Here is a 14,381-nt window from a genome sequence, read left to right as displayed (position 1 = left end):
CGGCCTTTCCTGGATGTGTCTAAAAATTTATCTCTTATTTATCCTTGCCGATTACAGCCAATTGCATGGTTCTTTCCTTAACATCTTCCGGGTCCACTTTAACACGTGCTACGCCCGATTCCATTGCAGCTTTTGCAACTGCAGCAGCAACATGAGGGGCTACTCTCGCATCAAATGGTCCTGGAATGACGTAGTCAGGAGACAGTTCTTCTTCCGAAACCAAGCTTGCAATTGCCTCAACTGCAGCCTGTTTCATTTTTTCATTGATCTTTGTTGCCTGCACGTCCAGCGCCCCTCGGAAGAGACCTGGGAATGCCAATACATTGTTGACTTGGTTCGGGAAGTCGGACCTGCCTGTCCCGATTACTTTGGCACCTGCAGCCCTTGCCGCATCAGGCATGATCTCCGGATCAGGATTGGCCATGGCAAAAATAATCGGATCTTTTTTCATAGATGCGACCATTTCCTCTGTCAAGGCTCCAGCGACTGATACACCAATAAATACGTCAGCATCCTGGATAGCATAGGCCAAATCCCCATCCAGACGGTCACGGTTCGTAAACTTGGCCACTTCGGCTTTCACTTCATTCATTCCTTCAGAGCGTCCTTCATAGATGGCTCCTTTTGAGTCACACATGATAATATCGCGCACACCATAACTGTGCAAAAGCTTAATAATTGCAATTCCCGCTGCACCAGCGCCGTTCGCCACAACTTTTATTTCAGACATTCTTCTTCCCGTAATTTTCAGTGCATTCACCAAGCCGGCTACAGTAACAATGGCTGTTCCGTGCTGATCATCATGAAAAACAGGAATACTTAACTCTTTTTTCAATCTATTTTCGATTTCAAAACAGTTCGGGGCTGCTATATCTTCGAGATTCACTCCTCCGAATGTCGGTTCTAGAAGCTTGACTGTTTGAACAATATCATCCACATCCGTTGTATTTAAACAAACCGGAAATGCATCCACTCCGGCAAAGCTTTTAAACAATACTGCCTTTCCTTCCATAACAGGCAAAGCCGCCTCAGGACCAATATTTCCAAGCCCCAATACTGCTGTACCGTCAGAAACGACAGCAACCATGTTTCCTTTCATCGTATAATCATACACAGTTCCTGGATTTTCATAAATTTCCTTACATGGTTCAGCAACACCAGGGGAGTAAGCAAGACTTAAATCTTTTGCATTTTTCACTTCAATTTTCGACTTAGATTCAAGCTTTCCCTTATGTAATTTGTGTATATGCAATGCTTCATCACGCAATGACAACAAAATTCACTCCTTCATACAAACCATACCCAGTTTTTTATACACCAATAAAAAAGCTTATAAAACAATATAACATATTATCGTCTGTTTGAGAAAATTATTTTAACTTTACGCAATCTGCCCCAAGAAGCCCACTGATCTCCTTAAGACATTTATCTTCAGGGTTGACGCAGTTTTCATCCCCCAACTTTATCATTCTATTTTCTTTTTCATAATAAAGGATAACCTTTGTATGGCCTGGATATCTTTTTAAAATGGAATGCAGTTCATTTAATACCTCAGGGACTTGCAGTTTTGCCGGAATCTTTACATACAAACTCTTCATTTTTCGGCTGGCTCTCTTTTTCATCATTTCAACCGGAACAAGCTTTTGAACGATAAATTGGGTGACACCCTTCCGTTCTTCCACGTTCCCGGTTACAAGAACCATTTCCCCCTGCTTCACCCATTCACGGTTACGCTTGTAAACATCAGGGAAAACAACGCCATCCATTTCTCCAGAGGGATCGCTCATAGTAATGAAAGCCATTATGTCGCCTTTTTTTGTACGGATCGTTTTTACTCCGGATAGGTATACTCCCGCTGACTTATTTCTTTGGCCTGGTTCCAGATGGATCAGTTTGGATGCACCGGCTGAGGAAAATTCTTTTTCATAGGCAGCTGCCGGATGACTTGATATAAAGATCCCTGTCGTTTCCTTTTCAAATGCGAGCTTATCAGCCAGCTGCATCGGCTCGACTTCAACGTATATCGGCTTTATATGGAACATCTCTTCTTCGACGAACAGATCCGTCGTATCTCCTGATGGCCTCATTAATTCGGCATGCTCAATTGCTACATCAAGGGTTGCAAGCAAGACAGCCCTGTCCTGCCCGAACTCATCTAAGCTTCCGGCATACACAAGGGACTCGAGTATTTTTCTGTTGATAATCCTGGGCGAGACCCGAAGGCAAAAATCGAACAGATCTTTAAAAGGTCCCCGTTCCCGTGCCTGGACAATTTCTTTCATTGCTGCTACACCTAGACCTTTGATAGCCCGTAGGCTGAAACGGATCCCTTCCTTTTCTGCAAGAAAAGAAAAATGGCTTTTATTAATGGACGGAGCCAGGATCTTTATGCCTTTTTGTTTGGCTTCGGTTGTATACAGGGCAATCTTATCTTCGTTGCCGATGACAGAAGTCAGAAGGGCTGCCATGAAAAACTTTGGATAATGGGCCTTCAGCCAGGCAAGCTGCCAAGCTATAAAACTGTATGCTACAGCATGACTCCGGTTGAATCCGTAGTTTGCAAAGCGAACAATCAGATCGTATGTGGCATTTGCAGTCTTCTCATCATATCCTTTTTCAACAGCCCCTGAAACAAAACGCCTTCTCTGCTGATCAAGGACCTCCCTCTTTTTTTTGCCCACTGCCCTTCTGAGGAGGTCAGCTTCTCCAAGGGAATAACCTGAAAGAACCGCTGCTATTTGCATGATCTGCTCTTGATAAACAATAACTCCATAAGTGAAATCCAATATCGGCTTCAATTCCGGATGGGGATATTCAACCTTCTCCTTACCGTGCTTTCTTTTGATATATGTTGGGATGTTTTCCATCGGTCCCGGTCTAAAAAGTGCATTAACGGCAACAATATCCTCAAACTCCGTAGGGCGAAGCTCTCTAAGAACCTTTCTCATACCCTCAGACTCCAGCTGAAAAATCCCCGTTGTATCTCCTTTTTGAAGCAATTGAAATGTTTTTTCATCTTCAAACGGAATTGTTTCCAAAGGAATTGTTTTTCCAGTATGAATTTTAATGCTTTTGACAATTTGCTCCAAAAGTGTCAAATTCCGAAGGCCTAAAAAGTCCATTTTCAGCAGGCCTATCTTCTCAAGATCTTCCATCGGAAGCTGCGTCACATACACACCATCAGGACCTTCTTTGATTGGAATGATGTTCACAAGCGGCTCTTCGCTAATGACGATCCCCGCAGCATGTATGGAAGTATGCCTTGGAAGTCCTTCGAGCTTTAAAGCGGTCGTAAACATCAAGCGATTTTTTTCAGAGGATGCAATCATGTCCTGCAATTTGGCTGACTCCTTAATGGCGCCCTCCAATGTAAGCCCAAGGCGGGAAGGCATCATCTTCGAGAGTTGGTCGATTTCCTTCGTACTCAAACCAAAAACCCGTGCAGTATCGCGGATAGCAGCCTTCGCTGCAAAAGTTCCGAATGTAATAATATGGGCGACATTCATTTTCCCATATTTCTCCGCCACATACTCTATTACCTGATCACGGCGAATATCCGGAAAATCGATATCGATGTCTGGCAAAGTGATTCTTTCAGGATTCAGGAATCTCTCAAACAATAGACCATGCTTTATTGGATCGACGTCTGTGATTTCCAGCGCATAGGAAACAAGCGATCCTGCAGCTGAACCTCGTCCGGGCCCAGTCAATATCCCGTTTTCCCTAGCATATTTCATAAAGTCCCATACAATCAGGAAATAGTCATTAAATCCCATTTGATCAATGATTTGCAACTCATATTTGAGCCTTCTCCAGTACTCCGGTCCTTCGGTTCTCCTTTTCGCCAGTCCTTTTTCGCACTGTTCAAGAAGCATGTTTTTTGCCGTCCGGTCCTTAGGGACGGGATACTTTGGAAGCAGGTGTTTGTCCGTCTCTATAAACACGTTACATTCCTCGGCAATCCGGAAAGTATTTTCCAGTGCTTCCGGATACGCGGAAAACATTGCAGACATGGCTTCCTGGCTTTTAAAATAATATTCACCAGACCTGGATAATTGTTCATTTTCCATATCAAGCTTTTCCCCGTCACGGATCGCCTGTAGACAGGTATAAGCGAAATGATCCTCTTTTTTCAAATATCGTACATCATTAGTGACAACCGCCCTTATACCAAGCCCCTCAGCAAATTCAGCGACCCGATCTGCAAAGCCTGCCGGTGTGTCTTCGTGATGGTCCTGCAATGACAGGTAAAAAGATTCTTTCCCAAAAGTCGAAACATAACGGTCTGAAACTGTTTTTGCTCTGTCTTGGTCCCCTTCAAGTAAGAGCTGTTCAATTTCCCCCTTGATCCCTGGCGTTATGGCAATTAGCCCTTCACTGTATGAATCAAGCCATTTCCACGAAATAGTTTTATCCTGCTGTATTTGAATCGCACTCGAGATTTTTAAAAGATTTGCATAACCCATATTGTTTTTGGCCAATAAAACCAGAGGATATGCCTGGTTTCCGCCTGTTTCCACATCCGCGGTCATTCCGATGATCGGTTTGATACCTGCTTCCTTACAAGTTTCGTAGAAAGACAAAACACCGTATAACACATTATGGTCCGTAATCGCCAAATCGGTATAGTTGCCTTTCTTCGCTTCTTGAACCAGCTCGGAAATGGAAATCGTACTTGAAAGCAAACTGTAAGCTGTTGCTATTTGCAATTGAACAAAGTTCAAGTGATTTACCTCTTTTCTATCCGATACTTTACTGACAGGTTTTAATGTAATATGTACTTTATCTATTATAACCTTTCTTTTTACATACATTAATGGTTTGTCCCATATAAGTAATACAAGGCAAGAATATTTCAATCTTTGGGGATGGTAACCGTGCAAGAACCTTTTATTCCGGCTTTCTTTAACAGCTACTTCATTGCTTTTGGGGTAATGCTTGGCGGCTCTTTGATCGGCGGACTGGCCGCTTTTATAACCGGAGCTCCATTGCTGACGGAAATCACGAACATTGCGGGGCGAGTAAGAATCTGGGCCATCATTGCAGCAATTGGAGGCACATTTGACACTGTATACAGTTTTGAAAAAGGGTTTTTGGAAGGCGGGACGACCGATCTATTTAAACAATTTTTATTGATACTTTCTGCTATGGGTGGTGCAAAAACAGCCGCCTTGATCATTTCGTGGCTGACCCAGGAGCACATATCATGAGAATTCCTCCATTGTATCGCCATCCGGTATGGCAGCGTTTTTTTGCCGGGGCCGCAGTTGGTGGATGTATCAGCTGGCTTGTTTTCCTTTTCATGTTTGGAACCATCCAGCAAAAAAACAGTACGATAATAGAAAGACAGGCTATACGGATCAAGGAGTTGAATGGCTATATTCAGATTTTAGAAGAAGATTACCAGAAATTGAACCAGAAAAATGAAGATATGCTGACCATACAGGAGATAGAAGTGAAGATCCAAAATTTTGAACGATACGGCATCAAGGATCGCCTAGGTATTTATAAAGCCGAGGAATCAGTCAAGGAGGACTTAAGGTCCTTGATTGCCAAGGACTTGACAACAGTTTATAAAAATAAAGAAGTGATTAAAAAGACAGTTGAAAATAAAACGTTGAACATCAATGGAAAGCAGTACAGGCTGATCGTAAAGGAACTATATTTTTACACGACGATCAGCCTCGTACTAGAAATGAAACTGGCTGACTGAAATGTCGCCAGTTTATTTTTGCCTGCAAACCGCTTCTATATCTTTTATTACTTCTTTAGTTTCTTCCCAGGAGTAGACCGAAGCACCTGCAGCAAGCGGATGGCCTCCGCCTCCATATTTCATAGCAATGGTATTGATGACAGGATTTTTTGAGCGCAGCCGGACACGGATTTGGTCATCTTCTTCGATAAAAAAGACCCATGCCTTAATCCCCTTCACCATCCCCAAAGAGCTTACAAGCTGTGATGCATCTGATGGAAGAATTCCGTATTCATCAAGCGTCCCTTTAGATATGGACACAACTGCCGCACCGTCTTCATTCATTCTGAAGTTTTCCAATACATACCCCTGAAGCTTGATCATTCTTGGTGCCAATTCATACATTTCGTTGTAAAGGACTGTCCTGTCAAAAGAATAACCGATCAAATCCTTGGCGTATTCAAATGTTTTTTCAGTCGCACTCGGATATAAAAATCGTCCTGTATCTCCGACAATTCCGGCATATATCAGCCTTGCCGCTTCATCGGTCATTTTTAAACCTTCATCGCCGAATGTTTTATAAAATTCATAGATCATTTCACTTACAGAAGAAGCGTTCAAATCGACCCAAAGAATATCCCCATAAGGGTCTTCATTTGGATGATGATCGATCTTTATAAGCTTATCCCCCAAATGATATCTGGAATCGCAGATTCTTTCCTTGTTTGCCGTATCACAAACGATGACCAGTGCTCCTTCGTACACATCATCCGCAATGGAGTCCGGTTTCCGCAAATAATCTAAGGATGGCTCGTGTTTTCCCACAGCAAAAATCCTTTTGTCCGGAAAAGATGCATGCAATATTTCCGCCAATCCCCCTTGAGATCCATATGCGTCAGGATCCGGGCGTACATGGCGATGAATAATAATGGTATCGTAGCTTTTGATAGCTTCAAAAATCTCTTCCTTCATAAGAAACTCCTTTCACCTTGCGCAATCACCGGGAAGTTCATGAATTATTCGATATTGAGCAAGTGGCAATTATAATTGATTGGCGTTACAATAAGATGAATGAACTGTTATGGATTTGGAGGATGGAAAAATGCCATTTTTAGTTTTTCTGATAATATTATCAGCTTCATTTTACATTTACTATAAAATAAAATACTTTCGAAGCAGACGGCCTATGGAGAAAAAATTGCTCAGTGGCAAGTCCAGCATGGCCTTAGGACTCTTTGTCGCTTTATTCGGAGTCAACCAGCTTTTCCTTTTTAGTTCAACAGTAACCTACGTAGTGGCTGCCGTCTTCATTTTATTGGGATGTGCCAGCGCTTGGGCTGGATTTAAATCTTTCCGTCATCATATTCCATATGTAGAAGAGGAAGCAAAACAACTGGATGGATAGACCCGTTGGGTGAAAGCCGCTGCAATAGCGGCTTTTTTAATTGAAATCCTCTCGTTAACAGGCTACGTTGATATTGTCATTTTAAGTCCGTGGATGTTGCTGGATGAACAATAAATAATATGGGCACATTTAGGCGTTATTCCAAAATGAGTAAGACTCACGAACTCTACCTGGTCTCTACAGGTGTTGAGAACCCAACTCCGCCTCTTTCCATTTTCCTACCTATCAATCAGCCTGCACATCATGAGCGCTTTCCCTACGATTTCTCCATTGTTGAATGCCTCGACATCCACTTTTCCGAATTTCCGCCCAGCCTCCAGGATTCTTGGAACCACCTCAAGAGTTGAATCCATTTGGACCGGCTTAAGAAAGTAGATTGTCATACTTTCTACGGCAAGCTCCCCTTTTTTCTGAAGCCTGAACAGCCGGTTAGAAGCTTCAGCTATGATGGAAGAGAAGACTCCGTAGGAAATGGTTCCAAGCTGGCTTGTCATCTGCGGAGTCACCTCGAATGTAAAGGAAGGTTCGCCTGCATATTTGCTGTTGGAAAGCTGTTTTGATATAGTGTCATCAATCGTTTCTCCAACCTGAGGCTGGCGCTGAATCATTTGCAACGCTTTCAAGACATCCTGCCGGCTGATGATTCCTTCGAGCCTTTGGTGTTCGTCCACAACTGGGAGCACTTCGATCCCTTCCCAGATCATCATATGGGCAACGGAGGCAACGCTTGTTTTTCTCCCGACAGTAATCGGATTCTTTGTCATCACTTTTTCAATGCCAACACTTGGATCCTGACCAATAACGTCCTTTCCAGTAACCATCCCTTGCACTTTATTATTTAAATCAATTACTGGATAACGGCTGTGATCGGACGTTTCCTTCTTCGAATACCAATCTGACACTTTTTCCTTTGTCGTAATGGCAATCGTTTTTTCAAGAGGGATAAAAATATCTTCAACAAGAATAATTTCTTTCTTGATTAGCTGATCGTAGATCGCACGGTTAATCATGGCCGCTACTGTGAATGTATCATAGCTCGTAGATATAATCGGCAACTCCAATTCATCCGCAAGTTTTTTCACATGGTCTTCCGTGTCGAATCCGCCCGTAATCAAAACTGCAGCGCCAGCCATCAATGCATATTCATGGGCTTTCGTTCGGTTTCCTACGATCAATAAGTTGTTCGCACCCGTATACCGCATCATGGCATCAAGCTTCATTGCTCCAATCACAAACTTGTTAAGCGTTTTATGGAGGCCCGCTCTTCCACCCAATACCTGACCATCAATAATATTAACAACTTCAGCATATGTCAGCTTCTCTATATTCTCTTTTTTCTTCTGTTCTATCCGGATCGTTCCGACCCGTTCTATTGTACTTACATATCCCCTGTTTTCGGCATCTTTTATAGCCCTATAGGCCGTACCTTCGCTGACATTCAACGCTTTGGCGATTTGCCGAACGGAAATTTTTTCCCCTACAGGCAGTCCGTCAATATGCCGAATGATTTGTTCATGCTTTGTCGACAAGCTTTTCACCCTTTTCATTTACCGTGCAATCATTAAGCTTATTATATAGTGAAAAGCCCAGATCATCAATTTTATCCTTCTCTCAATTTGCCTTTAAGCGTTTTTTGTGTTTTCCCTCCGCTCTTACCCCTTCAGCATATTTCTTTTTATATTTATACGGAAATAAAAAAGCAGCCAGATTCCCGGCAAAAACCAGGAAAGCAAATCCCAGCCAACTGATAGCAAACACACCTTCCAGTCCGGAAGCGGACGGGTGGATCCGGGGTACAGCAATGTAAATCAACGCACAGCAAATGAGAAGGCAAAGCAAATAGCGATTTTTCATATAATAACCCCCTGCATAAACTAATGGTATTAGTATATGCAGGGGGTTATGCCTATAGCTCGATTAAATCGCCGGGATTCATGACTTTACCGTTAATATTCTGTCGTAGCAGGTCGATAAAACGGTGCGGGTCCTGCTTAATGGGCGGAAATGTGTTGTAATGAATGGGGACAACTGTTTTAGCCTGTAAAAATTCTGCTGCCATTGCTGCATCTTCCGGCCCCATGGTAAAATTGTCTCCGATCGGCAAGAATGCCAAATCAATAGGATGTCGCTCCCCGATCAATTTCATATCGGAAAACAATGCAGTATCTCCTGCATGATAAATTGTTTTGCCTTCAGCCATCAGCAAAACTCCGGCAGGCATCCCTAAGTAAATGATTTGTTTGTCGTCTGTAAAGATAGCGGAGCCATGAAAAGCAGGCGTGAACTTGACTTTACCAAAATCAAATTCATACGCTCCACCAATATGCATTGGATGTGTATTTACACCTTGCCACCCAATGTAAGTCGCCAGTTCATTCGGTGCAATGACTAATGATCCACATCTTTTGGCAAGCTCTACAGTATCTCCGACATGGTCGGAATGCCCATGCGTCAGAATGATTACGTCAGGATTTTCATTTTCAGCTTTCAAATCCGTCAATTCATTTCCAGTGATAAACGGATCAATCAAAATCGTTTTTCCTTCCGTTTCAACTTTTACGACTGAATGACCGTGATATGATACTTTCATCTTGCTGCTACACTCCCTTTATTAGTTTCCTTATACTTAAAATGATTTCGAGATAACTTGGTTTTTTCCTGCCTATTTCTCATTGTTTTCCTTCTTTCATTGTCTCTTTTGCCATGTAATGCTAATCTCAACATAAACAATAAAATCAGGAGGATGATAAACTTGAACACGAGGCTCGAAAAATTAATGTCATGGCTGAAAGCCCAACAGATCGATGCTGCTTTCATTTCTTCGCCGGATAATGTATTTTATCTTACCAAATTCAGATGCGAACCGCACGAACGGCTGCTTGGACTTGTTGTCTTTCAGGAGAAAGAGCCTTTGCTTATTTGTCCAGGCATGGAAGTGGATGATGCAAAGAATGCCGGATGGGATAAGGAAATACTTGGTTATAGTGATACAGACAATCCTTGGGACCTTGCAGGAGAGCGGATAAAAGGGCGCCTGCCTCACATACGGTCATGGGCTGTAGAAAAACATCATTTGAACGTGGATAGATATGAAGAGCTTTCGAACAGATATGAACATGCTGATTTTAGCAGCGCAGATCGTATTTTGAACGAATTACGCCTTGTAAAAGATGAACAGGAAATCCAATTGATCAAGAAAGCATGCGAGTTAGCTGATTTTGCTGTCGAGGTCGGAGTCAACGAATTAGCGGAAGGAAAGACAGAACTGGATATCATTGCGGCGATTGAGTATGAAATTAAGAAAAAAGGAGCCGGAATGTCTTTTGATCCTATTGTTCTTGCCGGATCAAATGCTTCCTCGCCTCATGGAATCCCCGGCTTGACGAAAATAGAACGCGGACAGTTGGTATTGATGGATTTGGGGGTTGTATACGAAGGTTATTGTTCCGATATTACGAGGACAATCGCTTTCGGAGATGTTTCCGACAAGCAAAAAGTAATATACGAAACGGTTTTAAAAGCTGAAGAAGCAGCCATCCAATTAACAAATCCTGGAGTAAAAGCAAAAGAGCTTGACCAAACTGCTAGGAACATCATTAAGGATGCTGGGTACGGAGAGTATTTCCCCCATCGGCTCGGCCATGGTCTGGGAATTAGCGTACACGAGTATCCTTCAATGACAGAGACAAACGAAATGAAACTAGAGCAGGGGATGGTGTTTACAATTGAACCGGGGATTTACATACCGGGAGTTGCCGGTGTACGTATCGAAGATGATGTCCTTGTAACCAAAGATGGTGTAGAAGTTCTGAGCAAGTATCCTAAATCCCTGCAACTTATCTAGTAAAGGTGATTGGAAACCTAGAACGATCATCGAACTTGCCTGACGCACGTTCCTGCACATTTTAGATTAGCGAAAAACGGAATGAACTTACTATATCAATTTTTCAGCCTTAAACCAGGCTGATGGTACGGACGCCTATTTTACTGATTTTTCGTTGCACCTAATGACTAAAAAAACAACCGCTCAATCGAGCGGTTGTTTTTTCATCTGTACCAAAAGGCCCATCCCATTAGCTCACAATCCAATTCCCTGTTTGAAAATCATCATCTTGTGTCTGTTGGGACTAACTGGGTCCTTCATTTTTATATATTATTGAAGCAATTCTTTTGCATCAGTGAACTCATATCCGAGGTCATCTGCAACTGCTTTGAATGTAACTTTTCCATCAAGGACGTTGATTCCTTTGAAGAGTGGCTCGTTATCCAAGCAAGCTTGTTTGTAACCTTTGTTCGCAATTTGAAGTGCGTAAGGTACTGTTACATTTGTCAATCCCATAGTAGATGTTTGCGGAACTGCACCAGGCATGTTTGCAACAGCATAGTGAACAACGCCATGCTTTTCATATGTTGGGTTGTCATGAGTTGTAACTCTGTCGCTTGTTTCAAAGATACCGCCTTGGTCGATCGCAATGTCAACAAGTACAGAACCTGGAGACATGGATTTAACCATTTCTTCGGATACAAGCTTAGGCGCTTTCGCTCCTGGGATAAGAACCGCACCGATAACAAGGTCAGATTCTTTAACAGCGTTGGCAATGTTGAATGGGTTAGACACAAGTGTTTTAATGTCGTTTCCAAAAATATCGTCAAGCTGGCGAAGACGGTCTACATTCAAGTCAAGAACAGTTACGTCAGCGCCAAGGCCCACTGCCATTTTCGCAGCATTCGTACCAGCTTGTCCACCGCCGATAACTGTTACTTTACCGCGTTCAACACCTGGGATGCCTGCAAGAAGTTTTCCTTTTCCTCCGTAAATGTTGGAAAGGAATTGCGCACCAATTTGTGTAGCCATTCTTCCTGCAACTTCACTCATTGGGGAGAGAAGCGGAAGTGAGCGGTTTGGAAGCTGTACAGTTTCATAAGCGATCGCAACCACTTTCTTCTCAACAAGTGCTTTAGTTAAAGCAGGCTCTGCAGCTAGGTGCAAGTATGTGAAAAGGATTAATCCTTCACGGAAATAGCCGAACTCTTCTTCAAGAGGCTCTTTAACTTTCATAACCATGTCTGCATCCCATGCTTCTTTAGCAGAGCTGACAATCTTCGCGCCAGCTTCTGTATACTGCTCGTCAGTGAAGCTTGAACCAAGACCTGCGCCTGTTTCGATATGTACTTCATGTCCTGCTTGAGTCAATGTATATGCACCGGCAGGTGTCATAGCTACACGGTTTTCATGACTTTTAATTTCCTTAGGTACTCCAATAATCATAAAACTTTCCTCCTAACATGATTCTAAAATGTCCACAAAGTCCAATATATCACTTTAACCTGTTTAACGAAAGCCCTCTGTTTAAAACATTTTTGTGAACAATTCAGAGGTGTTATTAAAAACACCTCTGCAAACAGTATTTTAACCTGCTTTTTATTTATTATTATTTAATACATCCTTGATTGTCGAAATAATAAAATTAACATCTTCGTCAGTACATGAAAGCGGAGGAGATAGAGTTAAAATGTTGTTATATCCGGCAACAGTGTCGCCATTTTTACCAATAATCAAACCTTTTGCCCTGCACTCTGCAATGATCTTTCCGACCCTCTCATTCGTTGCAGGTTCTTTGGTTTCCTTGTCTTCTACCATTTCAATTCCCATTAAAAATCCTTTGATCCGGATATCACCTACATTTGGATGTTCATTCAGCTCAGCCAATTCATTTTCGAGGCGCTTCCCAAGTTCTTCAGAACGAGCAACTAGATTTTCTCTTTCCATAATTTCCAGATTTTTCAATGCTAATGCACATGCGGCGGGATTTCCTCCAAATGTATTTACATGACGGAAGTGGCTGTTTGCCTCGCTCTTTTTAAACGTCTCGTAAATATCTTTTCTGACAGCAGTTACAGAAAGCGGCAAATAGGCACTGGTCAGTCCTTTAGCCATTGAAATGATATCCGGCTTCACATTATAGTGCATGTGTCCAAACATCTTACCGGTTCTTCCAAAACCGCAGATGACTTCATCGATGATCAACAGTACACCATGCTTAGTGCAGATTTCCTGAACTTTTTCCATATATACCGGATGTGGGATGATGACTCCACCACCCGTGATAAGCGGCTCCATGATGATACCGGCAATTGTTTCCTTCTGCTCCCAGATGATTTTTTCTTCAAACTCTTGCGCTTTTTGAATGTTGAATTCCTCTACGGACATTCCCGCGGGTCTTCTGTAACTATCAGGCGGTGCCACATGCAAAAACCCCGGCACAAGTGGTTCATATTTATATTTTCTCAACGCCTGGCCCGTTGCAGACAATGCTCCCATGGAGCTGCCGTGATAAGCACGGTACCGAGAAATGAATTTATACCTGGACGGTTCTCCGTTTTGCTGATGATACTGCCTTGCAATCTTGAATGCAACCTCATTGGCATCCGAACCGCTGTTGGAGTAGAAAATCATATATTCATCATCTAAATATTCATTCAATTTTTCAGCCAGGTCGATAGCAGGCTGATGACTTTGTGTCATTGGCGTATAGGTCATTTTGATCATTTGATCATATGCGGCTTTTGCCAGCTCTTCCCTTCCGTAGCCGACATTCACACACCATAAACCGGACATGCCGTCCAACACTTTATTCCCTTTGTGATCTGTCATCCATGCCCCTTTCGCTTCTGTAAAAACTGTCGGAGGGCTCGCTTCATTATAAGGAGAGATGTGATGCCATACATTTTGGCGGTCTCTTTCAACCAATGCATCTGTTTTAATTGTTGTCATCGTTTTACCCCTTTCTTTTTTTTGAACCTGGCTACCCATAATTGTACGGACTAGCCAGGCTGTCTATGTCCATGCTTTTTATATGTTTTAATACTGGGTACTGCATGTCACGATTGAGCGGCTTTTTGATTGGTATTTCGTAAATCTATTTTTAAAAGTGACTATTTTTAAAAATAGAGGGCTGATTCAAGCGTCGGTACAGTTCCTTGGTGAGCGCTTCCTTTTAATAACCAAAAAATGGACACCTACCCGTTTTTAGTGACCGGTTTCTCGAGCGAACTGACTAATCGGGCATCTTTATGCTCGATTAGGGACCGGTTTTCTTGCACGGACGCTTTTTCGGGCACTATTACTCTCGATTTGTGACCGGTTTTCTCTCTTGGGTACTTTTTCGGGCACTATTACTCTCGATTTGTGACCGATTTTCTCCCTTGGGCACTTTTTCGGGCACTATTACACATTATTAGTGACCGCTTTTCTCTCTTGGGCACTTTTTCGGGCACTATTAC

At 42.6% G+C, this 14,381-nt stretch carries 12 protein-coding genes; 4 read left to right on the top strand and 8 right to left on the bottom strand.

Annotation, left to right across the window (positions count from 1 at the left end):
- Positions 1 to 34: 34 nt before the first annotated feature.
- Together ystJ and dnaE are read right to left on the bottom strand one after the other, a co-directional pair.
- On the bottom strand, positions 35 to 1,273 hold the full coding sequence (gene ystJ / locus C509_RS0121730) for an NADP-dependent malic enzyme (RefSeq protein ID WP_018709052.1): 1,239 nt from the start codon (positions 1,271 to 1,273) through the stop codon (positions 35 to 37).
- Positions 1,274 to 1,370: 97 nt separating this feature from the next.
- Positions 1,371 to 4,724 carry a DNA polymerase III subunit alpha gene (dnaE, locus tag C509_RS0121725; protein ID WP_018709051.1) on the bottom strand — a complete coding sequence of 1,118 codons (3,354 nt, stop codon included), beginning with the start codon at positions 4,722 to 4,724 and terminating at the stop codon, positions 1,371 to 1,373.
- A 153-nt stretch (positions 4,725 to 4,877) separates the two neighbouring features.
- On the opposite strand from dnaE, the gene ytrH reads away from it, so the two are divergent.
- Both ytrH and ytrI read left to right on the top strand, forming a co-directional pair.
- On the top strand, positions 4,878 to 5,210 hold the full coding sequence (ytrH, locus tag C509_RS0121720; RefSeq protein ID WP_018709050.1) for a sporulation membrane protein YtrH: 333 nt from the start codon (positions 4,878 to 4,880) through the stop codon (positions 5,208 to 5,210).
- Positions 5,207 to 5,713: a sporulation membrane protein YtrI gene (gene ytrI, locus C509_RS0121715; RefSeq protein WP_018709049.1), complete on the top strand. Its 507-nt coding sequence runs from the start codon at positions 5,207 to 5,209 to the stop codon at positions 5,711 to 5,713. The genes ytrH and ytrI overlap by 4 nt, the downstream gene beginning before the upstream one ends.
- Positions 5,714 to 5,725: 12 nt before the next feature.
- Here the strand turns inward: ytrI and C509_RS0121710 are convergent, their stop codons facing one another.
- Positions 5,726 to 6,664, bottom strand: a complete 939-nt coding sequence (locus C509_RS0121710) for a DHH family phosphoesterase (RefSeq protein WP_018709048.1) — start codon at positions 6,662 to 6,664, stop codon at positions 5,726 to 5,728.
- A gap of 130 nt (positions 6,665 to 6,794) precedes the next feature.
- Here C509_RS0121710 and C509_RS0121705 point away from each other — a divergent pair, with 130 nt between their 5' ends.
- Entirely contained in the window at positions 6,795 to 7,097 is a 303-nt protein-coding gene (locus C509_RS0121705; RefSeq protein ID WP_018709047.1) for a YtpI family protein, read from the top strand.
- Positions 7,098 to 7,315: 218 nt separating this feature from the next.
- On the opposite strand, the gene C509_RS0121700 is transcribed toward C509_RS0121705, so the two are convergent.
- From C509_RS0121700 to C509_RS0121690, 3 genes are all read right to left on the bottom strand, one after another.
- A complete protein-coding gene (locus tag C509_RS0121700; RefSeq protein WP_018709045.1) occupies positions 7,316 to 8,626 on the bottom strand; it encodes a CBS domain-containing protein in 1,311 nt (436 codons plus the stop codon).
- Positions 8,627 to 8,708: 82 nt separating this feature from the next.
- Positions 8,709 to 8,951: a hypothetical protein gene (locus tag C509_RS24450; RefSeq protein WP_018709044.1), complete on the bottom strand. Its 243-nt coding sequence runs from the start codon at positions 8,949 to 8,951 to the stop codon at positions 8,709 to 8,711.
- A 52-nt stretch (positions 8,952 to 9,003) separates the two neighbouring features.
- Positions 9,004 to 9,687: a metal-dependent hydrolase gene (locus C509_RS0121690; RefSeq protein WP_018709043.1), complete on the bottom strand. Its 684-nt coding sequence runs from the start codon at positions 9,685 to 9,687 to the stop codon at positions 9,004 to 9,006.
- A gap of 162 nt (positions 9,688 to 9,849) precedes the next feature.
- On the opposite strand from C509_RS0121690, the gene C509_RS0121680 reads away from it, so the two are divergent.
- Positions 9,850 to 10,941 carry a M24 family metallopeptidase gene (locus tag C509_RS0121680; RefSeq protein ID WP_018709042.1) on the top strand — a complete coding sequence of 364 codons (1,092 nt, stop codon included), beginning with the start codon at positions 9,850 to 9,852 and terminating at the stop codon, positions 10,939 to 10,941.
- Between the two features lie 309 nt (positions 10,942 to 11,250).
- On the opposite strand, the gene ald is transcribed toward C509_RS0121680, so the two are convergent.
- On the bottom strand, positions 11,251 to 12,366 hold the full coding sequence (gene ald, locus C509_RS0121675; protein ID WP_018709041.1) for an alanine dehydrogenase: 1,116 nt from the start codon (positions 12,364 to 12,366) through the stop codon (positions 11,251 to 11,253).
- A gap of 153 nt (positions 12,367 to 12,519) precedes the next feature.
- Positions 12,520 to 13,872: an aspartate aminotransferase family protein gene (locus C509_RS0121670; protein ID WP_018709040.1), complete on the bottom strand. Its 1,353-nt coding sequence runs from the start codon at positions 13,870 to 13,872 to the stop codon at positions 12,520 to 12,522.
- Between the last annotated feature and the right edge of the window lie 509 nt (positions 13,873 to 14,381).

Origin of the sequence: Siminovitchia fordii DSM 16014 = CIP 108821, from assembly GCF_000374565.1 — a bacterium.
GTDB lineage: Bacteria > Bacillota > Bacilli > Bacillales > Bacillaceae_C > Siminovitchia > Siminovitchia fordii.
The sequence above is the reverse complement of the archived record's forward strand: the minus strand, read 5'-3'. Positions and strand labels throughout refer to the sequence as shown.

Bases quoted from the DNA above. Each gene is read 5' to 3' on its own strand.
- C509_RS0121670 (WP_018709040.1), bottom strand. From the start codon at position 13,872: ATGACAACAATTAAAACAGATGCATTGGTTGAAAGAGACCGCCAAAAT.
- C509_RS0121710 (WP_018709048.1), bottom strand. From the start codon at position 6,664: ATGAAGGAAGAGATTTTTGAAGCTATCAAAAGCTACGATACCATTATT.
- ald (WP_018709041.1), bottom strand. From the start codon at position 12,366: ATGATTATTGGAGTACCTAAGGAAATTAAAAGTCATGAAAACCGTGTA.
- ytrI (WP_018709049.1), top strand. From the start codon at position 5,207: ATGAGAATTCCTCCATTGTATCGCCATCCGGTATGGCAGCGTTTTTTT.
- C509_RS0121705 (WP_018709047.1), top strand. From the start codon at position 6,795: ATGCCATTTTTAGTTTTTCTGATAATATTATCAGCTTCATTTTACATT.
- C509_RS24450 (WP_018709044.1), bottom strand. From the start codon at position 8,951: ATGAAAAATCGCTATTTGCTTTGCCTTCTCATTTGCTGTGCGTTGATT.
- C509_RS0121690 (WP_018709043.1), bottom strand. From the start codon at position 9,687: ATGAAAGTATCATATCACGGTCATTCAGTCGTAAAAGTTGAAACGGAA.